Raw genomic sequence first — 23,305 nt, 5'->3', positions numbered from 1 at the left:
GGGGCGCGGACCAGTCCGCGCCCTTTTATTGTCGGGCGTGGCGGCGGGCCGGGAAACCATCCCAGTTTCGTTGGCGAGCGACGGCCACGTTTGGTCTCGGATCAGGAAACGGGCTGCCAGTCCTGCCCGCCGGCGCGGCCCGGGCGGCTGGCACGCGTCGTATTGGATTAGGAGACAGGCTGCCGACCCCGCCTCCTGTCTCGACCCGGGCGGCGAAAGCCCCCTATTCCTCGCCGTACTTCTTGAGCTTCTTGTGCAGGGTGGCCCGGGTGATGCCGAGCACCCGGGCCGCTTCGCTCTTGTTGCCGCCGGTGTCGCGCAGGGTGGCCAGGATGACCTCGCGCTCCACATCGTCCAGGGCCATGCCGGCCAGTCCGGCCATGTCGCCCGGCGCGGGCGCGCCTCCGCCTGCTCCGCCTGGGGCCCCGTTGCCGCCGGCCTCGCGCATGGCCGACAGCGGCAGTTCGCGCTCGGTGACGTATTCCCCGACGGACAGGATGACGGCGCGCTCCACGGCGTTTTCCAGCTCCCGCACGTTGCCCGGCCAGGGACAACGCAGCAGGTGGTCCATGGCCGCCGGGGTGAAGCCCTTGATGCGTTTGCGGTTTTTCTCGGCAAAGCGGGTCAGGAAATGCTGGGCCAGAAGCGGAATGTCCTGGCCCCGCTCACGCAAGGGCGGCACGGAAATGGCCACGACATTGAGGCGATAGTAGAGGTCTTCGCGGAACCGGCCGGCCTCGACCTCCTTTTTGAGGTCGCGGTTGGTGGCGGCCAGGATGCGCACGTCCACGCCCACCGGCCGGTCGCCGCCCACGCGCTGGATCTCGCGCTCCTGGATGACGCGCAACAGCTTGGCCTGGATGGACGGGGCGATTTCGCCGATCTCGTCCAAAAAGATCGAGCCCTTGTCGGCGGCCATGAACCGCCCTTCCCGCCGCCGTTCGGCCCCGGTGAAGGCCCCTTTCTCGTGGCCGAAGAGTTCCGATTCCAGCAGGGTTTCATTTAAAGCCGCGCAGTTGACGGCCACCATCGGCCCGCCGGCGCGCGGGCTGCCGGCATGCAGCGCCTTGGCCACCAGCTCCTTGCCCGTGCCGGATTCGCCGGTGACCAGCACCGTGGCCTCGGTGGGGGCCACCATGGCGATCATGGAAAACAGTTCGCGCATGGCCGGGCTTTTGCCGATGATCTCCGGCCCGACCACGCCAGGCCCGAGCTTTTGGCGCAGGTTCTCGTTTTCCCGGGCCAGACGCAGATGGTCCAGGGCGCGTTCCACGGTCAGCCGCATGACGTCGAGGTCCAGCGGCTTGGTGAGATAGTCGTAGGCCCCGGACTTGAGCGCCGAAACGGCCGTCTCCACCGACGAATAGGCCGTCATGATGAGCACCGGCACGGCCGGGTTATACTCTTTTATGAGTGATAAGGCTTCCATGCCGCCCATGCCGGCCATGCGCACGTCCAGCAGCACCGCGTCGAAGGGACGGCTTCGCACCAGTTCCACGGCCTCGGCCCCGTCCGTTGCCCCGGTGACGCCGTAGCCCCAGCCGGTGAGCACCGTGCGCAGCATGGACAAGTGCCCGGCGTCGTCGTCAACGACCAGCAATTCAGCCCGCATCGGCTTCCTCCGTATCGGCCCCCTCGCCGCCCGTGACCGGCAGCAGCACCATGGCCGAGGTGCCGCCCTCGGGGCGCGGCGTCAGCCGTATCTCGCCGCCGTGGGCGGCCACGATCTTGTGGGCGATGGGCAGGCCCAGGCCCGTGCCCCGGGCCTTGGTCGTATAATAGGGATCGAAAATCCGGTCGCGCTCGGCCGGGTCGATGCCCCGGCCGGTATCCGTGACTTCCAGATAGGCCCGGCCGTCCGGGGCCAGCCCGGTACGCAGGCCGAGCGTGCCGCCCGCGTCCATGGCCTGGACGGCGTTTAAGCACAGGTTGAGCACCGCCTGGGCCAGCCGGTCGGGATCAGCCGGAACGTCGGGCACGCCCGGCGCGTCCTCGACGGCGATCTCCACACCCCGGGCAAGAGCGTCGGGGCGGATGAGGCGGGCGGCGTGGCCGGCCAGATCGGCCAGACGCACCGGCCGGCGCTGGATGTCCGAGGGTCGGGAGAATTCAATGAGTTCCGAGATGACGCGGTTAAGCCGGTCCACCTCGCGCACCATGATCTCGGCGGCCTGCCGGTCCTCGCTGCCGGGGTCGAACTTGCCGCCGAAGTAGGCGGCGTAGCCCCGGATGGAACTGAGCGGATTGCGGATCTCATGAGCCACGCCAGCAGCCAAGTTGCCCACGGCGGCGAGCTTTTCGCGGCGGCGCACCTCGGCTTCCAGCCGGCGCACCTCGCGCAGGTCGCGCAGCACCACAAGCGACCCCACCGGCGTGCCCTCCTCGGTGCGCACGGCCGAGACCGATACGCCCAGGGCGACCACCGGGCCGCCGGCCAGGGACATGTCCATCTCGCGCTCGTCGGCGGCCGGCCGGCGCACCTCTTCCCAGGGCAGGACCGAGGCGGCTTCGCGGCCGACCAGCCCGCCCGGAGCGACGCCGGCCAACTGTTCGGCCGCGCCGTTGGCCATGGCCACCTTATCGTCGGGGCCGATGAGGATCAGTCCCGCCGGCATGGCCGCCACCACTTCCGAGGCCAGGGCCGTGGTCTGGCGCAGGGCCTTGCGCTGGGCCCGGTAGCTCTGGGCCCAGAAAAGCCCGAGCACGCCGCCCAGGCCCACAATGAGGATGACCGAGGCCGAGGTCAGCATGTTGTGCAGATCGGCCCGCCGTGCAGCCTCGATGGGGGCCACGTCCAGGGCGACGAAAATAATGAGCGGCACGCCGCGCAGGGGCCGGCGCACGCCCTTGGCGTCGCAGTCCTCGGTGCACAGAAACTCCCGCTCGCCAACCGGTGGATGGGCGCGCAGCCCGTGGGGGCCTCGGCCGGCGGAGGAAGGCACGAAGCGCCGGTAGACCAAAAACGACTCGCGCCCGGCCTCTTCCTCCACGGCCAGCCGCCATTTCTCGGCGGCGTCCGGGGCCAGCTCGGCCATGACCGGCGGATCGAAAAGCGCCTGGCCGATGCGCGAGGCATCGCTGTGGGCCAGGATGCGCCCGTCCTCGTCGGTGACGGCGATGGCGAAGATGCCGGGCTGGTTGGCGGTTTCCTCGATGAGATGCTGCAGCCGGATGTCCGCGCCAAAGCCGCCCCGCATCCCGGTGCGCGCCCCGGCCTCGAAAGCCTTGATGAGCGCCGCGCCTTTTTCCAGCAAAAGCTGGGTCATGTATTGCTTTTCGCGGCCCAGGTCCATGGCCGCCATGGCCGCCACCACGGCGGCCAGGATGCCGGCCGCGCCAAGCAGCAGCAAAGGCGACGCGCCGCCGCGAAACGACCAGCGCTTGATTATCTGGCGCACGGACCCGCCTGGGCAGCGCTCGGAAGCGCCTGGATAGAAAACAGCCATGTTGCATACATTCTATACACACCTAAGGGGCTACTGTCTAGAAAAGCGACGCCTGGGCAATGGCCAAGCTGCCGGCCGGCGTCTGTCCCCAACGTCTGCATCCCCCGTTCCAAACACGACTTCCGGCCGAACCGGGCTAGACAGCGGTCGGGACGGCCCACCCCTGGCACGGGCATTGCTTAAATTCCGACCGCACTTGTAGCCTTTTCCGGCTCCCCCACTACGCTTGTCAGCCAAAGGAACCCCCTATGCCCTTCTCCGCCCCCAAACGCCTGCTGCCCGTAGCTCTGGCCTGTCTGGCCGTTCTGTTTGTCGCCGCCGGCCCCGGCCATGCCCTGCTTGGCTTTTCGTCCGGCCCGACCAGCCTCAAGCCGGCCGATGGCGTCGTTTCCTTTCCAGTGGCCGATCTAACCGACGGCAAGGCCCACTTTTACGCTGTGGACGCCGCCGGCAAGGAAGTGCGCTTTTTCGCCGTCAAAACCAAGGACGGCCGGGTGCGCACCGCCCTGGACGCCTGCGACGTGTGTTATCCCGAGAAAAAAGGCTACCGTCAGGAAGGCGACTTCATGCTCTGCATCAACTGCGGCCGGCGCTTCCACATGAACATGGTGGGCGACCAGCGCGGCGGCTGCAACCCTTCGCCCCTGGCCTCGGAGGTCGCAGGCGAATCCGTGCGCATCAAAATGGCCGATCTCGCCGCCGGAGCGGCTTACTTCTAGACGGCACGGCCCTTCAAAAATACGGAAGTATTTTGAAGAAAATAATGGTGATAGCCTGTTGTCCGCGAAACGCCCTAAGCGCTTTTCCTAGACGCGACACTCGGCCCGGCGCGCATTGGGGGAACGTTCCCGCAACCAAACGGCCATGGGCCGCCGGCAACACCACACCCAGCGAGGAACCGTGAACATCCTGACCATTCCGCTGCGCAATTTACGCCGTAAACTGGCAAGAAGCCTGCTGACGGCCGTGGTCTTCGCCGTGGGCGTGGCCTCGGTGACGGCCCTGGTCGAATTGTCCAAGGCCGTGGGCGAGAGCCTGGAATCCAAGCTCGCCGCCTACGGGGCCAACATCCTGGTCAGCCCAAAAACCGAAACGCTGTCGGTGGGCTACGGCGGCATGGCCCTGGGCGACGTCTCGGTGGACATCAAGTATTTCAAGGAAGACGAGACCCTGGCCGCCATTTCCGGTATCCACCACAAGGACCGCTTAAGCGCCGTGGCCCCAAAGTTCGTGCTGCTGGCCCGGGTGGCCGACACGCCGGTCGGCGTCATCGGCGTGGATTTCGAGCAGGAACGCCAGATCAAAAGCCACTGGTTCACCGAAGCCGGCACGCTCTCCCTGGATTCCTTCGGCCTGCTGGCCGGCAGCGAGGCGGCGGCCCGCCTGAACCTCGCCCCGGGGTCCGTCGTGACCCTGGAAGGGCGCGACTTCACCGTGGCCGGCGTCCTTGGCCCCACCGGCTCCGAGGACGACAAGCTCCTTTTCGCCGATCTCCACGCCTTGCAGGCCGCCGCCGGCAAGGTCAACCGCATCCACTTCGTCGAAGTGGCGGCCCTGTGCGCCGGCTGCCCCATCGAGGAGATCACGGCCCAAATCGGCGCAAATCTGCCCGGAGCCGAGGTCAAGGCCATGCAACAGGTGGTCAAAAGCCGGATGATGACCGTGGATTTCGTCAAACATCTGGCCTTTGCCGTGTCCGGCGTCATCCTGCTCACGGCCTGCGTCATGATCGGCCTGTCGATCTTCTCCTCGGTCAACGAGCGCAAAAACGAGATCGGCCTGCTGCGGGCCCTGGGATTCTCCAAGGGTTCGGTGTTCCTGCTCATGCATCTGGAGGCGCTGCTCCTCGGGGCCACGGCGGCGGTCATCGGCCAGGCGGCAGGCTTTGCCGCCAGCGGCCGGCTCATGGCGCTACTTGACCTGGGCGAACAGGCCGCGCCCACATTCGATCCCCTGCAGTTCGCCCTGGTGTTCGTGGGCGTGGCCGCCCTGACCAGCCTGGCCTCGCTGCCCCCGGCCCTGGCCGCCTCCCGCATCGAGCCGTCCCAGGCGCTGGTGATGTTGTAGCCCAAAAGCAAGAGCCTCCGGCGGCCGGGGGCCTGAGGCCCCCGGACCCCCCATCAAGGAAAACACTAATGCTAGTCGCCAAGGACATCGTCAAGACTTTCGCCGGCGAGACCGGCAACGCCCCGGCCCTGCGCGGCGTGTCGCTTTCCGTCACGGCCGGCGAATTCGTGGCTGTGGTCGGCCGGTCAGGCTCGGGCAAATCCACCCTGCTCAACATCCTCTCCAGCCTGCTCACCCCGGACAGCGGTCAGGTGCTCTACGAAGGCCGCGACCTGGCCGCCCTGTCCGCCCGGGAGCGCGACAAACTGCGGGCCACGGACTTCTCCATGGTCTTCCAGATGCACCACCTGCTCCCCTACCTCACCGCCTTCGAAAACGTGCTAACCCCCTTTCTCTCGGGTTGGCGGCCGGTGGACGCCGCGCGCAAAGCCTTTGCCCTGGAATGCCTGGAGCGGGTCGGCCTTGCCGACAAGGCTGAGCGCCTGCCGGGCAACCTCTCCGGCGGCGAACAACAGCGGGTGGCCATCGCCCGGGCCCTGGTCACCCGGCCCCGGGCCCTTTTCGCCGACGAACCCACCGGCAGCTTGGACGGCGGCACCGGCCGTCAGATCATGGACATCCTGTCGGACCTCAACAAGGAAGGCCTCACCGTGGTGCTGGTCACCCACGAACCGCTCTACGCCCGCATGGCCGGTCGTCTGGTGGAAATCGCCGACGGCAGGCTGGCGGCCGACAATGGAACGCCCGCCCCCGAGCCAAGCCGAACCGTTTGACAAATCTTCCCGCGCCCCCTTAGGGAAATGTCTTGTTTCGTCGATACGGCAACAAGCAAGACGGAACCGCAGGAGATTGTTACATGCGCAACTTGAAGCTCGGGGTCAAACTGGTCGGCGGTTTTCTCGTCACGGCGGCCATCACCCTTATTGTCGGTCTGGTCGGCTTGTCGGGTCTGTCCAATGTGACCAGCCACCTGCAAACCGTCACCGACGTCAGCCTGCCCACCGTGCGCGATCTGCAGCTGATCAAGATCGCCGGCGAGACCGTCCGGGTGGCGCAGCGCAGCCTGCTCATTCCCGGACTCGACCAGAAAGACCGGGATCGGCAGTATGAAAATATCGCCCGGGTGCGCGACACCTACCGCAAGTCCTGGGATGAATATGATAAACTACCCAAATCCCCCGAAGCCGAACGCCTGTGGCGGGAATTCGGCCCGGCCTGGCAGGAATGGGTCAAAATCAACAACGAAACCTTCGAGCTGGCCAAACAGTGGGACAAGACCGATATAGACGACCCTGCGGTCCTGCGCCAGAAGATCTATTTATTTCGCGGCGACCACTACAAACTGCTCGACGACGCCTACGGCCTAGCCTTGTCCGGCAAGCCCCTGGCCGGCGGCGACAACCCCGAGCAGTGCAATTTCGGGCAATGGATGGCCTCGACCGGGCGCAACATCAATAACCCGGTCTTCAAAAAGGCTATCCAGGATTTGCGCCAAGTGCACGAAAAACTGCATCGCGGCGTGGCCCGCCTCAAGGAAATGGCCGCCAAAAACGCTCCCAAAGAAGAGATGCTGACCCTTGTCCGCACGGATATCCACGAACCCGTGGAACAGACCGTGGCCCAGTTCAATCTCATGGCCGACGAAGTGGGGCGTGTCGAGGAAATCTATGCCCGGATGCGCCAGGACGCCATGGTCACGGTGCGCGACAAGCAGATCCGCTGCTTCGAGCTCCTTGACCGGCTCATGACCCTATCCGTGGCCGACGCCGAAAAGAGCCAGGCCGAAGGCGAAGCCGCCGCCGCCAAGGCCAGGATGATCGCCATCGTCGGCATCGGCTTTGGCGTGGTGATGGCGCTGCTCCTGGGCATCGTCATCTCTCGCATGATCACGCGTCCCATTCTCCTGGGCGTGCGCGCCGCCGAAGGCCTGGCTGCCGGCGACCTCAACCAGCGCATCGAGATCGACCAGAAAGACGAGATCGGCGATCTGGCCAAGGCCCTGCGCCACATGATCGAAAAGCTGCGCGAAGTGGTCGGCCAGGTGCAGTCCGGGGCGGAAAACGTGGCCTCGGGTTCCGAAGAGCTTTCGGCCACCACCCAGAGCCTGTCCCAGGGCGCCACCGAACAGGCGGCCAGCGTCGAAGAAATCTCTTCGTCCATGGAAGAAATGGCCGCCAATATCCGCCAGAACGCCGACAACGCCAAGCAGACCGAACAGATGGCGCTCAAGACCGCCTCCGACGCCCAAAACGGCGGCGAAGCCGTGGCCAAGACCGTGGGCGCCATGAAGCAGATCGCCGAAAAAATCGGCATCATCGAGGAAATCGCCCGCCAGACCAACCTGCTGGCCCTTAATGCCGCCATCGAGGCGGCCCGGGCCGGCGAGCACGGCAAGGGCTTCGCCGTGGTCGCGGCCGAAGTGCGCAAGCTGGCCGAACGCAGCGGCAACGCGGCCGGGGAAATCAGCGAACTGTCCTCGTCCAGCGTGCAGATCGCCGAAAAGGCCGGCGAACTGCTGGCCCGCATCGTGCCGGACATCCAGCGCACCACCGAACTCATCCAGGAAATCACGGCCTCAAGCGTGGAGCAAAATTCCGGAGCCGAGCAGGTCAACCGGGCCATCCAGCAGCTCGATCAGGTCGTGCAGCAAAACGCTTCGGCCTCCGAGGAAATGGCTTCCACCGCCCAGGAACTGTCGAGCCAGGCCCTGCAGCTCCAGGACACCGTGGCTTACTTCCGCCTTGACACCATGACCCGCCGACCCAGCGCCCCCAAGGCCCTGGCCTCCGGCCGCAAGTCGTCCCGTCCGGTCATTCGGCCTGCCCGCCCTGCTGCCACCAAGGCGAATCTGGGCAATGACGCCGACGACAGCGACTTCGAACGCTTCTAGGTCGGTCGTTTCGCACAATCACAAAGCCCCCGCGCTGCCAAGGCAACGCGGGGGCTTTTTCGATTGTTCATGCCCCGCTTGAGCCGTAATGGAAGATGAAGTCCTCGGGCGTCAGACGCGCGGCGGCAGGCTCTCGATCATGGCCGAGACAATGGCGGCGGCGTCGCCCACATAGCGGCTGCACCGGGCGGTAAAACGCCCTTCGCGCCGGGCCTGCTCCAGGCCGTCGGGGGTCGAAGGATCAAGCTCCATGAGGTCGCGGCAGATAAGCGACCCATGGCGTTCCAGAAAGCGGTCGTAAAATTCCCGAGCCCGGGCATAGGTGGCGGCCTTGGCCGCCGCGCCGTCCGGCCCGCCGCCGCCCCCGGCCAACCCCAGCACCATCACCGCGCCGGAAACCGCGCCGCAGGCCCCGCCGCGCCCCATGCCCACGCCAAACCCCGTGGCCAGACGCACGGCCGTGTCGGCGTCGAGGCCATACTGGTCGGCAAAGCAGCGTAACACCGCCTGGGCGCAGTTGCAGCCGGCGGCAAAATGCTCCCCGGCCTTTCCGGCAATATCTTGGTCCGCCATGGTTTCCTCCCGGGGGATGCGGCCCTTTCCGGGACCCTGTCCCCGTCCGGCAGGCCATACCCCGACATTATCCCGCAGGCAAGACGCCGCAGGCGGCCCCGGCCGAAAACAAAAAGGCCGCCCAAGGGCGACCGGCCAATGACGCAAGTGTACGTCGAAAAACCCTACAGCGGCGACACGGTAATGTGGTCAGCCTCGCTGTTGCGCAGGGTCAGGGTGAAGGCCTTGAGGCGAAGGGCCACCGGGTCGCGCAACGGCGCGCGGCCGATGATGGCGACTTCCGTGCCGGGCACCAGCCCCATGTCGCGGATGCGGCGTCCCATCTCTCCCGAAGCGCCCACGCTGACGATGCGGGCCTTCTGGCCGACCTGCAACTGGCGCATGCCGATGATCGTTTCCTGCTCCATGTGCTGACGTTCTCCCGGCCTTTCAGACCGTGGCCACGGCGTCCAGCCGGCCGTACACCTTTTCGGCCAAGCCGTGCCCCAACGTCATGCACGCGCCCCTGGCCCGCAGACAGACCGGCCCGCCGCAGCAGGAAGTGATTTCCACCACCGTGCCGGGCGTGATGCCCATGGCGCACAGCCTTCCGCGCGCCCGGGGACAGTCGCACAACGTCTCGACGCGCACGCGGCTACCGGCCGGAAAAGTGGAAAGCGCTCCATACGGGGCCATGCCTGTCTCCTTGTTGTCCGAGAAGTAACGACAATGAGAATGATTGTCAAGCTCTGGCGTCACCATGTCGTAACAGCAAACAACGGGAATGCGTCAGGCGGCCTTAGCCCCGGCCGGTCCGCTTGAGCAGCCAGGTCAGGGCCAGGGAGACCAGACAGAGCAGTCCGGCCAGATAACCGGCCCGGTCGTACTGGCCTGAAAAGACGGCGTTGTAGATTTCCAGCGACACCGTGTTGGTGCGGCCGATGATGTCGCCGCCAAGGAGCAAACTCACCCCGACCTCGCCCAGGGCTCTCCCCACGGCCAGGAACATACCGGCGGCCACGCTGCGGCGGCAATGGGGCAGGACCACCCACACGAAGGTCTCGGCCGAAGACTTACCCAGCACAGCCGAGAGTTCCATGAGCCGCGTGAGGTCGCCCCGCACCGCCGCCTGCACCGGCCGCACCATAAGCGGCAGCCCCGACACCACCGCCGCCACCACCAATCCCGGAAAGCCGAAGATGATCTCAATACCGGCGATTTTGCCCAACGGCCCGCCGAAAAGACCGTTTCGGCCAAGGAGCAGCAGGAGAAAAAAGCCCACGGCCATGGGCGGCAACACCAAGGGCAGCGACACGGTCACGTCCAGGGCGGCCACCAAGCGCCCCCGGCCCCGGCCAAGTACATAGCCCAGCGGCACGCCAAGCAGGAAAAACAGCGGCACGGCCACGGCCATGACCCGCAGCGTGAGCCGGATGGAGAACAGCACGTCCGGGTCGGCGGCCGTGGCCGCAAGCGTCGCCGGGATCATGCCCGATCCCCCCGGCGGCGGGCAGCGCGGTAGCGCCTTGTCCGCGCCGCCGCCAAGGGTCGGACGGCCCCAAGGCCGATGCCGATGCGCGGCATTACAAACCGTGCTTCTTGAGGATTTCCCGGGCTTGGGGAGTCTCCAGGAAAGCGGCGAAAGCCTTGATGGCCTGGGTATTCTTGGCGTCGGCCAAGGGCAAGGCGGCCAGGTCGATGGGGTCGTAGAGGGACGGGTCGATTTCCAGATAGCCGCCGATGGCGTCGCCCAGGTCCATGACGTCGGTGCGGTTGACGAATCCGGCATCCACCTCGCCGCTTTGGACATAGGTCGTCACCTGGGGAACGGTGGCCACCACCAGCAGTTTGTCGGCCACAGCCTTGTCCAGCCCGGCTTTCTGCAGATATTCCGTGGCCGCCTTGCCGTAGATGGCCTTGGCCGGATCGGCCATGGCCAGGCGCTTGATCTCGGGCTTGGCCACGTCCCCCGGCGCGGCCAGGGTCATGCCCTTGGGCCAGGCCACCACCAGCACGCCGCGACCAAGCGGCACGGCTCCGCTGAACCGCAAGCCGGCCCCTTCCAAAAAGCCCTTCTCGCCCACCAGCACGTCGATGGCCCCGCTGGTCTTGGCCTGGGGAATGAGCTGGCCCATATTGCCGAAGATGAGGTCGGTCTTGACGCCGCCGGCCGCCTCGAAGGCCTTGGCCAGGGCGGTGACCGGCTTCTTGTAGCCGGCCCCGGCCGCCACGGTGAAGGTTTGGGCCAAAGCCGAAACGGCCAGGCACAGCGTCGCGGCCAACACCGCGCACAGACAGGCAATCCGTCGCATCGTTCGTTGCTCCTTACGGTTTGACGCGGCCTGGGCCGCATTTCCACGGCATCAAACAGCCTGGTCTTCCCGGCGGGGACGCCCGGGCGTTGGAAGGCTCCCGCCCCCCGTCGATGCCAGCGTCGGCTTGCGGGCCGGCCGCTCCTCGCCACGCCCCACCGTCGTCGCGCCGCCCTCCTTGCCGATGGGCCCAGGGCCGCTGCCGGCCCAGTCAATGCCGCGCCGGGCGAGCAGCGCCCCCTGCTCCCGCAGGTGGACGTCGAGCTGGCGGTCGAACCAGTCCGGGTCCAGGCGACCCTGATTGATGGACACGATGGCGTCGCCAAGCTGGGCCGCTTCAGCCAGATCGTGGGTGACGTGGACGATGGGGATGCCGAAGCGATCCCGCACCTTCAGGAGCTGGGCGCGAAGGGCCAGACGGGTGGCCGCGTCCAGGGCCGAGAAGGGTTCGTCCAGGAGCAGCGCCCGGGGCCGGCGGGCCAGGGCCTGACAAATGGCCCCGCGCTGGCGTTCGCCCCCGGACATGGCCGCCGGCTTGGCCCCGGCCAGGTGGATGATGCCAAAAAGCGCCAACAGCTCGTCGGCGTAGCCGGCGTCCACGGCGGCATAGGCCACGTTTCGGGCCAACGTCATGTGGGGAAAGAGCGAATACTCCTGGAAGACCAGGCCAATGTCGCGTCGCCGGGCCGGCAGCCGCACCCCGGCCGCCGTGTCGCGCCAGACGGTGTCGCCAAGGCCGATGACGCCTTCGTCCGGGTCGTCGAGGCCGGCCAAGAGCCGCAGCAAGGTGCTCTTGCCCGACCCCGAAGGCCCGGTCAGGACCGTGACGCACCCGGCCGGGCAGCGGATTTCCGCTTCAAGGGTAAAGTGCGGCAGCCGTTTGACGACCCTGGCGTGCAACATTTCTCGCGTCCCGTCCTCGAATGCAGCATAGGGCTTCGCGCCGGCAACGCGCGCAACCTCGCCTTGCCGGACACGCGCCGTCAGGCCGCGACAATGGTCTCGGCGATGGCGGCCAGCACCCGGGCCAGCTCCACCGGAGCCGTGATCTGGGGGCAGTGGCCGGCGTCCATGGCCTGCATGGCGAACCCGGCCGCTTCGGCCCGGGCCGCGTTGGCGGCCAGCATGGGATTGGGGTTGGCGACGCAGCGCACATAGTGGCGCTTGGCCGGCCAGGCCGGCGCTTCGCCCGGCGTGGGGTCGGTGAACCCGGCCAGGGGGAATGGAAACAGCCGCGACAGGAACCAGGACTCCCGGGCATCGCCGGCCACGCCGAACAGGGGCGCGTCCCAGGGCAGCACCTGCCAGCCGTCACGCACCCGGGCGTCCAGCATGGCCCGAAACGGCTCGCCGGCCATGCCGGTAAAACTGTCGCCGGCCTTGGGCAACAGGGCATCGACGTAGATCAGCCCGGCCAGACGCGGGGCGATCCCCGCCAAGGCCCCGGCGCAGACGATCCCGGAGTAGCTGTGGCCGACGAGGATGGCCTCCTCAAGATCCTCAAGCTCGAAAAACTGTTCGACGTCGAGGACATAGGTAGCCAAGCCCAGCCCCGGCCCCTGGGCGTGGGCCAGATGGCCGCAGCCCGACAATGTCGGGGCCAAGGCCTCATGACCCAGGGCGGCCAGGGCCTTGGCGACCTCCCGCCAGACCCAACCGCCCTGAAATGCTCCGTGGATGCAGACAAACGTCGCCATGACGCCTCCTTTGGGACTTCCCGGCCCTCGCCCAGCGGGTCGCGGACCAATTCACCCCTGCGGCATACCGTATTTCTCGAAAAAGTGAAGCGTCATGACTTTTCTACTTTGCGTGTCATAGAGCAAATAGACGACACGGCAAATACAAAACAAGTGACAGTTAACGCAGAATCCAAACAACTACTGACACGTACAGGGTATTATTCGTGATATAAAGCGCATATGCTTTACAATGCATAGCCACTTCGCTAGACAATGCAACCATGACCACCGCTGAAGAAACCATATTCGATCTCGTCAATCGTCTGGACGTCCCCACACTGCGGCGTCTGTGCGATCATGCCGGCGCGACCCTGGCCCGCAAGGATCTCGACGCCCCGACCCGGCATACGCCGCGCGGGACCGCCGCCTGCCAGGCCGCCTTGTTCAGCGTGCCGTCCGGCATCCGCTATCTCGACGCCGACGAACTCGACCGGCTGACCAAGGCCTTCGTCGTCTGGCGCGACGCCGCCCGCACGCCGTCGATCCGCCGGGCCAGGGAGCGCATGCGCCTTGTCTACGCCATGCTGCGCTTAAGCGGGGCCAAGCTCGGCGAGGTGCTGGCGGTCAACGAACGCACGGACATCGACCGCACCAAGTGCACGGTGCGCTTTCCGGCCAACCACGAAGGCGAGGCCGCCCGCAAGGTCGTCATGCCGCGCGACTTCCTGGACGATGTGGAGCGTTTCGCGTCGGCCCCCATCAACCGGGCCCTGCGGGGGGAACTGTTCCGCCTCGACCCCGGTTTCGTGCGCCGCAAGCTCTACGAGCAGGCCAAGCGGGCCGGACTGCCGCCGGGACGGGTGAGCCCCACGGCCTTGCGCCACTCCCGGGCCGTGGAGCTGCTGCGCAGCGGCGTCCCCCTGCCCGTGGTGCAGATGATGCTCGGCCATTCCAGCGTGGTCTTGACCTCCATCTACTGTTCGTTTTCCGACGCCGACTGCCAACGCATCGTCAGCCGATGCGTCGCCAAGGAGACCCGCATGAAGACCAGCGCCCGCAACACGTTTTTCGGAGCCGTTTCGAGCGTGCGTAAAAGCCCGCTTTTCACGGAAATTTCCATGACCACCACCACCAATCAGGAGATCGTGGCGGTCATCACCAACGAGAGCTTCGACCGTCTGGGCCTGTCCGAGGCCGAGCCGGTCACCGCCCTGGTCAAGGCCCCGTGGGTGCTTCTGGCCAAGGACGAAAACAAGGCCAAGACCAGCGCCCGCAACTGTTTTTCCGGCAAGGTCACGGGCATCCGGGGCGACGGCGTGGCTGTGGAGATCATGGGCGAACTCCTCGACGGCACGCCCATGTGCGCGCTTATCACCGCCGAATCCGTGGAGAGCCTGGACCTCAAGGAAGGCGACACGGTGTGGTTTTCCTTCAAGGCCTTCAGCGTCATCATCAACATCCCGTAGCCGCATGAAAAAAGCCCGCCGGACCGTGGTCCGGCGGGCTGCCGTTCTTGCCAAGCCCCGCCGCCGTATAGGGCGGCGGCGGGAATCGCTTTACCCGACGGTCGGGCAGGCCTTGAGAGCCTCGGCGATATGCTCTTCGGGATAGGCGAAGTCGGAGAGTTTGCCCTGCAAAAAGGCGTCGTAGGACGCCAGATCGAGGAGGCCATGGCCGGAATAGAGGAACACCACCGACTCGCCGGGCTTGGCCTTCTTGGCGGTCTCGATGGCGCCCTTGATGGCATGGGAGGTCTCCGGCGCGGGCAGAAAGCCCTCGGTGCGCAGGAACAGCTTGGCTGCCTCGAAACACTCGGTCTGGTAGTAGGCCTGGGCGTTCACCAACCCTTCGGCGGCCAGATTGCACACGATGGGCGCGTCGCCGTGGTAGCGCAGCCCGCCGGCATGGATGGGGGCCGGCATGAAGGCGTGGCCGAGGGTGTGCATCTTGAGCAGGGGCGTGAGCTTGGCCACGTCGCCGTAGTCGTAGCGGAACTGCCCCTTGGTCAGGGTCGGGCAGGCTTGCGGCTCCACGGCGATGAACTCGATGGCCTCGCCGGCCAGCTTTCGCGGCAAAAACGGCAGGACCAGGCCGGCGAAGTTGCTGCCGCCGCCCACGCAGCCGACCAGGTAATCCGGCTTGTCGCCGACCATGGCCAGTTGCTTCTCGACTTCAAGACCGATGATGGTCTGATGGTGCAGCACGTGGTTGAGCACGCTGCCCAGGGCGTACTTGGTGTCGGCGTGGGTGGCGGCGTCTTCCACGGCTTCGGAGATGGCCAGCCCCAGCGAACCGGTGCAATCGGGGTCGCTTTCGAGCATGGCCCGGCCGGTCTGGGTGCGCGGGGAGGGCGAGGCAAAGACTTCGCCGCCGTAGGCGTTGATGAGGATGCGCCGATACGGTTTCTGGTCGTAGCTCACCTTCACCATATAGACCGTGCATTCCATGTCCAGCATGGAACAGGCGAAAGACAGGGCCGTGCCCCACTGGCCGGCCCCGGTTTCGGTGGCCAGCCGGCGCACGCCTTCGGCCTTGTTGTAATAGGCCTGGGGGATGGCGGTGTTGGGCTTGTGGGAGCCGGCCGGCGAAACGGATTCGTTTTTATAATAGATCTTGCACTTGACCCCGAGAGCTTCTTCCAGACGCTTGGCGCGCACAAGGGGGGTGGGCCGGTAGAGGCGGTAGACGTCAAGCACCGGCTGGGGAATGGGCAGCCAACGCTGCGGCGACATTTCCTGTTCGATGACGGCCTTGGGGAAGATGACTTCCAGCTGTTCGGGGGTCACGGGCTCCTTGGTCTGAGGATCAAGGGGCGGCGCCAGGGGCGTGGGCAGATCGGGCAGGGCGTTATACCACTGCGTCGGCATCTCCGCCTCAGGCAGATTGATCTTCATCTCCATGCAATTCTCCACCTTACGAGTAATTTCGCCCCCCGGTCCGCCAGGGCGGCTCTTTATCCAAAAAGACAAAGCCGACATCTCGGCTTGTTTTACCTAACCACGGATTCGTTGTCCTGTCAATTTCAGAACCGTAACATACACAACCATCGTCCCCAGGTCCTTTTCGGAGAAAACCCCATCGCGCAACGGAGAAGCATCGATGCGAAAGACCCTGCTCTGTCTGGCCTGCTGCCTGCTCGCCCTGGGCGTGGCCAGAGCCAACGCGGCCACGGAAGTCAAAATGGCCGGCGACGCCCGTGTCTACGGCATGTTCTTCGAGAACCGCAACTGGACCTCCTGGAACGCCACCGGCACCAAGACCGAAGACACCTTTGAAATATGGGAACGTTTCCGCCTGCGCGCCGACTTCGTGGCCAGCGAGGCCGTAAAATTCCGCCTGGCCACCATGGTCGGCGACCAGACCTAGGGTACCGGAACCTTCACCGCCGCCAACCCGGAAGTGTCCATCACTGTCTGGGAAGCCTATCTCCAGTTCAAGGTGCCCGACACCGACATCCAGGTGACGGCCGGCCTGCAGCCCATCTCCCTGCCCCATGCCGCGATCTTCTACGATTCGCCCATCCTGGCCTCCAAGAACAACAACAAGACCTTCGCCGCCCTGACCATCAAGGCGCCGCTGATCAAGGACACGCTGGCCGCCAACCTCGGCTACACGCGCCTTATCGACGCCAATCGCACCTACGACACCACCACCACCCAGGTGGACGACGAGTTCGACGCCTTCTTCCTGACCCTGCCCATCACCCTGGAAGGCTCCAAGGCCACGCCCTGGGCCATGGCCAGCGTGGTTGGCAAATCCAGCCTGACCGTTGATTCCATCAAGTACGGCGTGGTCTCGGGCGGCTACTTCCTGTCTCCCTCGGGCTACAACCAGAACCAGTCCAACTACTGGTGGGCCGGCTCCATGTTCGAGGTCGACGCCCTCGACCCGGTACGTTTTTACAGCGACGTGATCTACGGCGAAGGAGCCATGGGCGACCGGCAGCGCAACCAGCGCCACGGCTGGTTCATCGACGGCGGCGTCAAGTACACCGGCCTGACCTTCATGACCCCCATGATCGGAGGCTGGTGGAGCTCGGGCGAGGATTCGAGCATCCGCAACGGTTCCGAGCGCATCCCCACCATCGCCAACTACTGGGGCATGGGCGGTTCGTTTTTGTACCAGAGCGGCCAGGAATTCACCAACGACACCATGCTGGCCAACCCCATCGGTTCCTGGGGTCTGTCCGCCTCCCTGGACAACGTCTCGTTAATTGACAAGCTCAGCCATGTCGTGACCTTCGCCGCCGCCTGGGGCACCAACTCCGCTGCCGGCCTGCGCAAGGCCGTCACCGCTTCCGGCGGCAATGGCAAGTACCTGACCATGGGCAAGGACTTGGCCATCGGCGAGTATCTGCTGGGCGTCAACATCGACTCCAAGTACTGGATCTACGACAAGAGCCTGGCCCTGGTCATGGAAACCGGCTGGGCCCATTACGGCAACCCCAAGGGCAGCGTCTGGAACACCACCTCCCGCGACTTCACCGGCAACGTCCAGGACGCCTGGAAGGTGGCCCTGGGACTCAAGTACTGGTACTAGACCCCTTGTTGCCCACATGAACTGAGCGAGCCGGCCGGGAAGCGCTCCCGGCCGGCCCTTTTGTTTCGGGCCGCCATGGGCTATGCTGTAGCAAACAGCACTCCCGGGGTTCCCGCATGAAACGCCTGTTCGCCGCGCTCCTCCTCATCCTGGCCGCCAGTCTCCCTGCCTCGGCCGGTTCCATCACCGTTTTCGCCGCCGCCAGCCTTACCAACGCCCTGGCCGACTGCAAAACCGGCTTCGAGGCCGCCCATCCCGGCGACACCCTCGCCATGGAATTCGCCGCCTCGGGAACGCTGCTTGAACGCCTGGGCACGGGCGTGCCCTACGACGTATTCGTCAGCGCCGACCCCGAAACCATGACCCTGGCCGTGGACCGCCGCCGGGTCGATGGCGCGACGCTGCGGGTGGTGGCCCTAAACGACCTGGTGCTGGCCGTGCCGGCCGGCAATCCGGCCAAGGTGGACAATCTCGACAGCCTGTCTCGCGGCGGCGTGCGCCGCATCGGCGTCGGCAACCCCGAATCCGTGCCGGCCGGACGCTACGCCAAGCGGGCCTTGCAGCAAAAGGCCCTGTGGTTCGCCCTGACCTCCAAGCTGGTCTACTACCCCTCGGTGCGCCATGTCCTGGCCGCCCTGGCCAAGGACGAAATCGACGCCGGCTTTGTCTACGCCACCGACGCCGCCTCGGCTGGCAAGGCCGTGGCCGTGGCCGCGCCGGTTCCCCTGCCCTCGCCCGTCACCTACGTGGCCGCCGTGGCCGCCAAGACGGCCGAGCCCAAGCTGGCCGCCGCCTTCATCAGCTACCTCGCCTCGCCCCAAGGCGTGGCGACGCTCGGACGTTACGGCTTCGCGCCGCCGCCCCAACAATAAACGCCGCGTCCCTTTCCTTTCCCCGGCGCTTTGGCTACATTGCCGCAGCGTATCGACCGTCTCGTCCGGAGTGTCCCATGCCCTTTTTTCCGCGCCTCGCCGCGATCCTGCTCGTCATCGCCCTCGCCGCTTGTTCCCCGGCCGCCCGCACCGCTCCGAAACAAGGCGAAAAGCCCGTCAGCGGCGGGACGCCCATCAACCAGCCGGCCAAGAAACCAGCCAGCGCCCAAGCAGCCAAACCCACGCCGCCCCCCGGCGCGCCCGGGGCGCAACCGCCCAAACCGGCCGCGCCAGCGCCGGCCGCCGCCATGCCACCGTCCACGCCGCCGGCAGCGTCCGCCCCGAATGTTTCCCTCGCTCCGACGGAACTGGCCCCCGGCGCGCCCACCGGCTTTGGCGGCTTGACCTGGGGCGCCCAAGCCGCCTCCCAATCGGGCATGGCCCAGTACGAGACCTCGGCCGAGTCCGCCACCGCCACCTACCTCTGGCCCCAAGGCCCCAAGGACATCCTCGGCGCGCCCGTCCGCGACGCCTATTACGAATTCTTCAAAGACCAGTTCTACCATGTCTGGATCAACTTCGACGGCCAGGCCGCCTATGAAAAAGCCCTGGCCGGCCTGACCCGCGCCTACGGGCCGCCGACCCAGGAAAACCGCGACAAGTTCTACCACGCCTGGCAGCTCGGCGAGGTCAACATCTACTGCGCCTACCACCGCGACTTAAACGAAGGCGACGTCAGCTTTTTCTATCAGCCCCTCTACGAGCGCATGATCGCCGCCCGCAAAGCCGCCGGAGCCAAGGCTCCGGCCAGGAGCGCCAAGAAATGACCGCCCGCCAAGCTTATGACGCCCTTTTGGCCCACAGCCGGGCCTCGGCCGACATCATCGCCGCCCTAAGCCTGCTGGGTTGGGACCAGCAGGTCATGCTGCCGGCCCAGGCCCATGCCGGCCGGGCCAACCAGATCGGGGCGCTGACCGCCATCCTCCACCGTCGGGCCTGCGATCCGGCCATGGGCCAGTGGCTGGCCGACTGCGAAGGCTCGGAACTGACCGCCGACCCGGCCACGCCCGAGGCGGCCAACATCCGGGAGCTGCGCCGCGACTACGACCAGGCCGTGAAAATCCCCGAAGCCCTGGCCGTGGCCCTGGCCCAGGCCGCCAGCACCGGTCAGCGGGCCTGGGAACTGGCGCGCAAGGACAACGATTTCCAGGCCTTCGCCCCCCATCTCCAAACGCTCCTCGACCTGTCCCGGGAAAAGGCCCAGGCCCTGGGCTACCAGACCGAAGCCTACGACGCCCTGCTCGACCTGTACGAGCCCGGCGAAAAAGCCGCCGCCATCGCCCCGGTCCTGGCCGAACTGCGTGACGCCGCCGTCGACATCCTTGGCCGCATCAAGGACGCCCCGGCCCCGGCCGATCTGCCGGACGGCCCCTACGACACGGCCGCCCAGGAAACGCTCTTGCGCCAGGTGACCGCGCTTATCGGACTGTCGCCCACCGCCTCGCGCCTGGACGTCTCGGCCCACCCCTTCTCGACGCTGATCGGCCCTGGCGACGCCCGCATCACCACCCGCTTCGACCCAGCCGACTTCACCAAGGCCTTTTTCGGAGCCGTCCACGAGACCGGCCACGCCCTCTATAGCCTTGGCCACGTGGGCAACGGCCACTACGGCACGCCCATGGGCGAACCGGCTTCCTTCGCCGTCCACGAATCCCAGTCCCGGCTCTGGGAAAACCAGGTGGCCCGCAGCCTGCCCTTCTGGCGACACGTCACCCCCATGGCCGCCGCCTGCTTCCCGCAACTGGCGGGCACCTCCCCCGAAGCCATGGTCAAAGCCGTGGGCGCGGTGCGGCCCGGGCTCATCCGGGTGGACGCCGACGAGACCACCTACAATCTCCACATCATCCTGCGCTTCGAACTCGAACTGGCGCTTGTGCGCGGCGACCTCGCCGTGGCCGACCTGCCCGGGGCCTGGAACGAAAAATCCCAGGCCATCCTGGGCCTCACCCCGCCCACCGACGCCCTGGGCTGCCTCCAGGACGTCCACTGGTCAACCGGCGCGTTCGGCTATTTCCCCACCTACAGCCTGGGCAACATCTACGCCGCCTGCCTGTTCGAAGCCGCCGGCCGGGCCATCCCGGACCTGCCCGAACGCATGGCCGCCGGCGATTTCGCCCCCCTGCTCCAGTGGCTGCACACCAACATCCACGCCAAGGGCCGCCAACTGCCCCCTCGGGCGCTCATCGCCGCCGCCACCGGCCAGCAGCCCACCGCCGCCCCCCTGGTGCGCCACCTGCGCGCCAAGGCCTCGGCGATTTATGGGGTTTAGGGGAAGAGAAGAGTGAAAAGTGAAGAGTGAAGAGTAAAGAGTGCCTCCGGCGGCTGGGGGCCTGAGGCCCCCAGACCCCCCAAACGGGAAAAGGGGTGAAGGGGGCAACGGGAGCTTGGCTGCTACGGCGGGCGGGAGTTGGGGCGAAACGAAGGAGCGTTGGGTTGCGGGCCTTTGGGCCGGCATTCCTGAAGAACACGGGGCGGCAGGCTTGCCGCCAAGGTGAGATCATAGGATTTTTGGCCGTTTCGGCCGAAGAAAAGCGCGGCCGACAGGACGCGCTTTTCTTGCGTTTGCTCGTTGCCCAAACTGATGGAGCTTCGCAGGCTGCGGCCTGTGGCTGGGCTGGCTGCGCCCTGTCTCGGGCGGAACCGACGCGGGACGTCTCGCTTTATCCGGCCAGGACAGCGCCCACGGCGTTGAAGCTGGCCGGCGTCGTCAGCCCCGGCGTCATCAAATAGATCGGCGCGACGGCGGCGGTGACGGCGGTCTGATTGTCGGCCCCCTGGTTGAGCGCCGACAGATAGGTCGTCTGGCTGGCCGGATTGGCCAGCACGGCGAGATAGGCCGCCTGCCACTCCTGTGGCGTGGCCAGGCCGACGCCGTAGCTCGCGGCGTAATCATACTCCAGGCTCCAGGCCGGTTTGCTCGCGCCGACGTCCAGGACGTAGGTCGTCTCGTCTTGCAGGGCAAAGGTCTGGGCGTCATAGCTGTAGATTTGATAGCCGGGGTTGCCGCCAAGAAAAAGCGAAATGCCCGGAGCGATGCGCACCAGTTCCGAGGCGTCCGAACCGTCCATGGCGGTCAGCAGCCGGAAGTCGTCGGAGTGGGTGTGGCCGGCAAACGTGGCCGCGATGGTGGAGGAATAGGCCAGCTCCAGGGACACGAAGGCGTTGTTGAATGTGTCCTCCATGTTGCCCTGATAGGCTATCTGCCCGGTCTGGGCATAGCTCGAAACCACGCCGGAGGCAGCGGTTCCAGGCGGGATGTGCCCCAGCACCCAGACTTTCTGGAAATCCCGGGCCGAATCGGCCAGCTCCGAGGCGAACCAGGCCATTTCCATGGCCCCGGCCGTGGGGTCGTCGTACTCGCTGATCCACAGGTTGCTGTTGAGCACGAGGTATTTCAGCCCCGTGGGGCCGTCGGGTTCCAGCACGTAGTACCCGGCCTGGGAATAACCGGCGGTAAAGGCCGCCCGGTCCGCGTCGTTGTTGAAAAACGCCTGGGCGATGACCGGGGCGGTGCTGGCGAGATAGGCGTCGCCGGGCCGCGCGCCGATGCCGTTTGGCACGGCGTCGGTGTCGCAGTTGCCGTCGGCCACGAGCACCGTGGCGTCGGGGAAGCGGCTGTCCACTTCCTGAACGAAAAACTGTACGGTCTTAAGGACAAAGGATTCATAACCGGCCTGGCTCGAATCGCCCGTCAAGGCAACGTAATTCGCGCCGAAATTATGGCCCAGGATGTCGCCGGGATAGAGGATGAGGTCCACGTCGCCGGCCCGGCCAGCCATGTCGTCCAGGGTGGATTCGAAAAGGACGTAGTTGCTGTCGCTGCCGTAGGCCGGGTAGCCAGTCTGGCTCGAAGAGGCCAGGATGGTCTTCCATTGGGACACGTCGGCGGCGGCCAAGGCCGGAACCAGGGACGGATCGGCAAAGGGATTGAAGTGGACGTCGGAAAAAAGGAGAAACGTGTCCGAACCACCGATGGCTGCCATGGTCTTTCCTTTGAACGTCGTCCCGGCCAGAATGCGGGCGCGCGCTGTGAACGGTGTTCGCGGCAAGGTACACGCCGCCCCGGCAAAGGGAAAGCCTGGAGACGCCGACCCGGTCTGTGGCGGTTGTCCCCCCACATCAAGGGATCAGGGCGCTTTTAGCGCGAAAAAGGGGTTTTCGGCCTTTTCCCGGGCCACCGTCGTGGAGGGACCATGCCCGGGGAAAAATTCCACGGCCTCGGGCAGGACGAGCAGCCGCTCGCGGATGGACCGCAACAGCAGGTCGGCGTCGCCGTAGGCGGTGTCCGTGCGCCCCACGCTCCCCCGAAAGAGCGTGTCGCCGGTAAAGGCCGCCAATGACTTGGGGAAAAAATAGACCACATGGCCCGGCGTGTGTCCGGGCACGGGCAGCACCAGACAGGGTTCGCCCAGAAACGCCGTCCGGCCCAGGGGCACGGGCTTGAAAGCAAAAAGCGGCACGTCCGGCATGGGCATTTTGAGGCCGTAGCCGGGCTGGCCGGCCAGGGCGGCGTCGGCTGCCGGGGCCAGGGCGGACGCGCCCGTCGCTTCGATGAGCCGGGCCACGCCCAGGATGTGGTCCTGGTGGAGATGGGTAAGAAGCACCGCGCCAAGGCGCAGCTTTCGGGTCGCGATCTCGTCGAGCATCCGCTCGGGTTCGCCGCCGCAGTCCACCACCACGGCCTCGCCGGAGTCGATCCAGGCGAGGTGGCTGTTGACCGCGTAGGGCTGCATGGAAAACGTCTTGATGTACATAGGCTACCGGCAATAAAGTCCCACAACGGGACGCGTCTGCAAGCCCCTTGCCGTAAACGGTTGCGGCTGGCCCGCCGCGTGTCGGGCGCGCTTTATCTCCTGACGCGTCAGGCGTTGCCCCCATGCGGGGACGC

The 23,305-nt window shown here is 66.3% G+C and carries 20 protein-coding genes and 1 pseudogene; 9 read left to right on the top strand and 12 right to left on the bottom strand.

All coding sequences use genetic code 11. The features are described from left to right. Positions 1–223: 223 nt before the first annotated feature. Both DMR_RS09255 and DMR_RS09250 read right to left on the bottom strand, forming a co-directional pair. Positions 224–1,612 carry a sigma-54-dependent transcriptional regulator gene (locus DMR_RS09255; RefSeq protein ID WP_015860649.1) on the bottom strand — a complete coding sequence of 463 codons (1,389 nt, stop codon included), beginning with the start codon at positions 1,610–1,612 and terminating at the stop codon, positions 224–226. Beyond that, positions 1,602–3,446: an ATP-binding protein gene (locus DMR_RS09250; RefSeq protein WP_015860648.1), complete on the bottom strand. Its 1,845-nt coding sequence runs from the start codon at positions 3,444–3,446 to the stop codon at positions 1,602–1,604. Before DMR_RS09250 ends, DMR_RS09255 begins: the two co-directional genes overlap by 11 nt. A 248-nt stretch (positions 3,447–3,694) precedes the next feature. Between DMR_RS09250 and DMR_RS09245 the strand changes: the two genes are divergently transcribed. From DMR_RS09245 to DMR_RS09230, 4 genes are all read left to right on the top strand, one after another. Then, on the top strand, positions 3,695–4,165 hold the full coding sequence (locus DMR_RS09245) for a DUF2318 domain-containing protein (protein ID WP_015860647.1): 471 nt from the start codon (positions 3,695–3,697) through the stop codon (positions 4,163–4,165). Between the two features lie 181 nt (positions 4,166–4,346). Continuing rightward, positions 4,347–5,513, top strand: coding sequence for an ABC transporter permease (locus DMR_RS09240; RefSeq protein WP_043600397.1), 1,167 nt, complete (start codon positions 4,347–4,349; stop codon positions 5,511–5,513). A gap of 68 nt (positions 5,514–5,581) precedes the next feature. Continuing rightward, a complete protein-coding gene (locus DMR_RS09235; protein ID WP_015860645.1) occupies positions 5,582–6,286 on the top strand; it encodes an ABC transporter ATP-binding protein in 705 nt (234 codons plus the stop codon). A gap of 83 nt (positions 6,287–6,369) precedes the next feature. After that, on the top strand, positions 6,370–8,403 hold the full coding sequence (locus tag DMR_RS09230; RefSeq protein WP_043600394.1) for a HAMP domain-containing methyl-accepting chemotaxis protein: 2,034 nt from the start codon (positions 6,370–6,372) through the stop codon (positions 8,401–8,403). 111 nt (positions 8,404–8,514) lie between these two features. On the opposite strand, the gene DMR_RS09225 is transcribed toward DMR_RS09230, so the two are convergent. From DMR_RS09225 to DMR_RS09195, 7 genes are all read right to left on the bottom strand, one after another. Beyond that, positions 8,515–8,976, bottom strand: a complete 462-nt coding sequence (locus tag DMR_RS09225; RefSeq protein WP_043600392.1) for a C-GCAxxG-C-C family protein — start codon at positions 8,974–8,976, stop codon at positions 8,515–8,517. Between the two features lie 164 nt (positions 8,977–9,140). Beyond that, a complete protein-coding gene (locus DMR_RS09220; protein WP_015860642.1) occupies positions 9,141–9,383 on the bottom strand; it encodes a FeoA family protein in 243 nt (80 codons plus the stop codon). Positions 9,384–9,405: 22 nt separating this feature from the next. Continuing rightward, positions 9,406–9,651: a FeoA family protein gene (locus tag DMR_RS09215; protein ID WP_015860641.1), complete on the bottom strand. Its 246-nt coding sequence runs from the start codon at positions 9,649–9,651 to the stop codon at positions 9,406–9,408. A gap of 103 nt (positions 9,652–9,754) precedes the next feature. Continuing rightward, entirely contained in the window at positions 9,755–10,444 is a 690-nt protein-coding gene (locus DMR_RS09210) for a molybdate ABC transporter permease subunit (protein ID WP_015860640.1), read from the bottom strand. A gap of 94 nt (positions 10,445–10,538) precedes the next feature. After that, entirely contained in the window at positions 10,539–11,267 is a 729-nt protein-coding gene (modA, locus tag DMR_RS09205) for a molybdate ABC transporter substrate-binding protein (RefSeq protein WP_015860639.1), read from the bottom strand. A 51-nt stretch (positions 11,268–11,318) separates the two neighbouring features. Next, positions 11,319–12,170, bottom strand: coding sequence for an ATP-binding cassette domain-containing protein (locus tag DMR_RS09200; protein WP_015860638.1), 852 nt, complete (start codon positions 12,168–12,170; stop codon positions 11,319–11,321). 80 nt (positions 12,171–12,250) lie between these two features. After that, complete coding sequence (locus DMR_RS09195; protein WP_015860637.1) at positions 12,251–12,964, bottom strand: alpha/beta fold hydrolase; 714 nt, start codon at positions 12,962–12,964, stop codon at positions 12,251–12,253. Between the two features lie 263 nt (positions 12,965–13,227). Here DMR_RS09195 and DMR_RS09190 point away from each other — a divergent pair, with 263 nt between their 5' ends. After that, a complete protein-coding gene (locus tag DMR_RS09190) occupies positions 13,228–14,412 on the top strand; it encodes a TOBE domain-containing protein (protein WP_043600388.1) in 1,185 nt (394 codons plus the stop codon). Positions 14,413–14,502: 90 nt separating this feature from the next. Here the strand turns inward: DMR_RS09190 and DMR_RS09185 are convergent, their stop codons facing one another. Then, positions 14,503–15,846, bottom strand: a complete 1,344-nt coding sequence (locus DMR_RS09185) for a TrpB-like pyridoxal phosphate-dependent enzyme (protein WP_043600387.1) — start codon at positions 15,844–15,846, stop codon at positions 14,503–14,505. A 199-nt stretch (positions 15,847–16,045) separates the two neighbouring features. On the opposite strand from DMR_RS09185, the pseudogene DMR_RS09180 reads away from it, so the two are divergent. From DMR_RS09180 to DMR_RS09165, 4 genes and pseudogenes are all read left to right on the top strand, one after another. After that, positions 16,046–17,485, top strand: a pseudogene (locus DMR_RS09180) (outer membrane homotrimeric porin). A 116-nt stretch (positions 17,486–17,601) separates the two neighbouring features. Continuing rightward, positions 17,602–18,357: a molybdate ABC transporter substrate-binding protein gene (modA, locus tag DMR_RS09175; RefSeq protein ID WP_015860632.1), complete on the top strand. Its 756-nt coding sequence runs from the start codon at positions 17,602–17,604 to the stop codon at positions 18,355–18,357. Between the two features lie 77 nt (positions 18,358–18,434). Continuing rightward, positions 18,435–19,184, top strand: a complete 750-nt coding sequence (locus tag DMR_RS09170) for a hypothetical protein (protein ID WP_015860631.1) — start codon at positions 18,435–18,437, stop codon at positions 19,182–19,184. Next, the gene (locus DMR_RS09165; RefSeq protein ID WP_015860630.1) at positions 19,181–20,686 is read left to right on the top strand and encodes a carboxypeptidase M32; all 1,506 of its coding nucleotides are present in this window, start codon (positions 19,181–19,183) and stop codon (positions 20,684–20,686) included. Before DMR_RS09170 ends, DMR_RS09165 begins: the two co-directional genes overlap by 4 nt. Before the next feature lie 391 nt (positions 20,687–21,077). Here DMR_RS09165 and DMR_RS09160 read toward each other — a convergent pair whose 3' ends face one another. Both DMR_RS09160 and DMR_RS09155 read right to left on the bottom strand, forming a co-directional pair. Further along, positions 21,078–22,400 (bottom strand): metallophosphoesterase, encoded by a 1,323-nt coding sequence (locus tag DMR_RS09160; protein WP_043600386.1) that lies wholly within the window; start codon positions 22,398–22,400, stop codon positions 21,078–21,080. Positions 22,401–22,544: 144 nt separating this feature from the next. Beyond that, complete coding sequence (locus tag DMR_RS09155) at positions 22,545–23,171, bottom strand: MBL fold metallo-hydrolase (protein ID WP_015860628.1); 627 nt, start codon at positions 23,169–23,171, stop codon at positions 22,545–22,547. Positions 23,172–23,305: the final 134 nt, after the last annotated feature.

It is taken from the genome of Solidesulfovibrio magneticus RS-1 (genome assembly GCF_000010665.1).
Classification (GTDB): domain Bacteria; phylum Desulfobacterota; class Desulfovibrionia; order Desulfovibrionales; family Desulfovibrionaceae; genus Solidesulfovibrio; species Solidesulfovibrio magneticus.
This window is presented reverse-complemented; position numbering and strand designations above follow the sequence as displayed.

What these genes read in the sequence shown, in the direction of transcription:
- DMR_RS09255 (WP_015860649.1), bottom strand. Translation starts at nt 1,612, where the DNA reads ATGCGGGCTGAATTGCTGGTCGTTGACGACGACGCCGGGCACTTGTCC.
- DMR_RS09250 (WP_015860648.1), bottom strand. Translation starts at nt 3,446, where the DNA reads ATGGCTGTTTTCTATCCAGGCGCTTCCGAGCGCTGCCCAGGCGGGTCC.
- DMR_RS09245 (WP_015860647.1), top strand. Translation starts at nt 3,695, where the DNA reads ATGCCCTTCTCCGCCCCCAAACGCCTGCTGCCCGTAGCTCTGGCCTGT.
- DMR_RS09235 (WP_015860645.1), top strand. Translation starts at nt 5,582, where the DNA reads ATGCTAGTCGCCAAGGACATCGTCAAGACTTTCGCCGGCGAGACCGGC.
- DMR_RS09230 (WP_043600394.1), top strand. Translation starts at nt 6,370, where the DNA reads ATGCGCAACTTGAAGCTCGGGGTCAAACTGGTCGGCGGTTTTCTCGTC.
- DMR_RS09225 (WP_043600392.1), bottom strand. Translation starts at nt 8,976, where the DNA reads ATGGCGGACCAAGATATTGCCGGAAAGGCCGGGGAGCATTTTGCCGCC.
- DMR_RS09220 (WP_015860642.1), bottom strand. Translation starts at nt 9,383, where the DNA reads ATGGAGCAGGAAACGATCATCGGCATGCGCCAGTTGCAGGTCGGCCAG.
- DMR_RS09215 (WP_015860641.1), bottom strand. Translation starts at nt 9,651, where the DNA reads ATGGCCCCGTATGGAGCGCTTTCCACTTTTCCGGCCGGTAGCCGCGTG.
- DMR_RS09210 (WP_015860640.1), bottom strand. Translation starts at nt 10,444, where the DNA reads ATGATCCCGGCGACGCTTGCGGCCACGGCCGCCGACCCGGACGTGCTG.
- modA (WP_015860639.1), bottom strand. Translation starts at nt 11,267, where the DNA reads ATGCGACGGATTGCCTGTCTGTGCGCGGTGTTGGCCGCGACGCTGTGC.
- DMR_RS09200 (WP_015860638.1), bottom strand. Translation starts at nt 12,170, where the DNA reads ATGTTGCACGCCAGGGTCGTCAAACGGCTGCCGCACTTTACCCTTGAA.
- DMR_RS09195 (WP_015860637.1), bottom strand. Translation starts at nt 12,964, where the DNA reads ATGGCGACGTTTGTCTGCATCCACGGAGCATTTCAGGGCGGTTGGGTC.
- DMR_RS09190 (WP_043600388.1), top strand. Translation starts at nt 13,228, where the DNA reads ATGACCACCGCTGAAGAAACCATATTCGATCTCGTCAATCGTCTGGAC.
- DMR_RS09185 (WP_043600387.1), bottom strand. Translation starts at nt 15,846, where the DNA reads ATGGAGATGAAGATCAATCTGCCTGAGGCGGAGATGCCGACGCAGTGG.
- modA (WP_015860632.1), top strand. Translation starts at nt 17,602, where the DNA reads ATGAAACGCCTGTTCGCCGCGCTCCTCCTCATCCTGGCCGCCAGTCTC.
- DMR_RS09170 (WP_015860631.1), top strand. Translation starts at nt 18,435, where the DNA reads ATGCCCTTTTTTCCGCGCCTCGCCGCGATCCTGCTCGTCATCGCCCTC.
- DMR_RS09165 (WP_015860630.1), top strand. Translation starts at nt 19,181, where the DNA reads ATGACCGCCCGCCAAGCTTATGACGCCCTTTTGGCCCACAGCCGGGCC.
- DMR_RS09160 (WP_043600386.1), bottom strand. Translation starts at nt 22,400, where the DNA reads ATGGCAGCCATCGGTGGTTCGGACACGTTTCTCCTTTTTTCCGACGTC.
- DMR_RS09155 (WP_015860628.1), bottom strand. Translation starts at nt 23,171, where the DNA reads ATGTACATCAAGACGTTTTCCATGCAGCCCTACGCGGTCAACAGCCAC.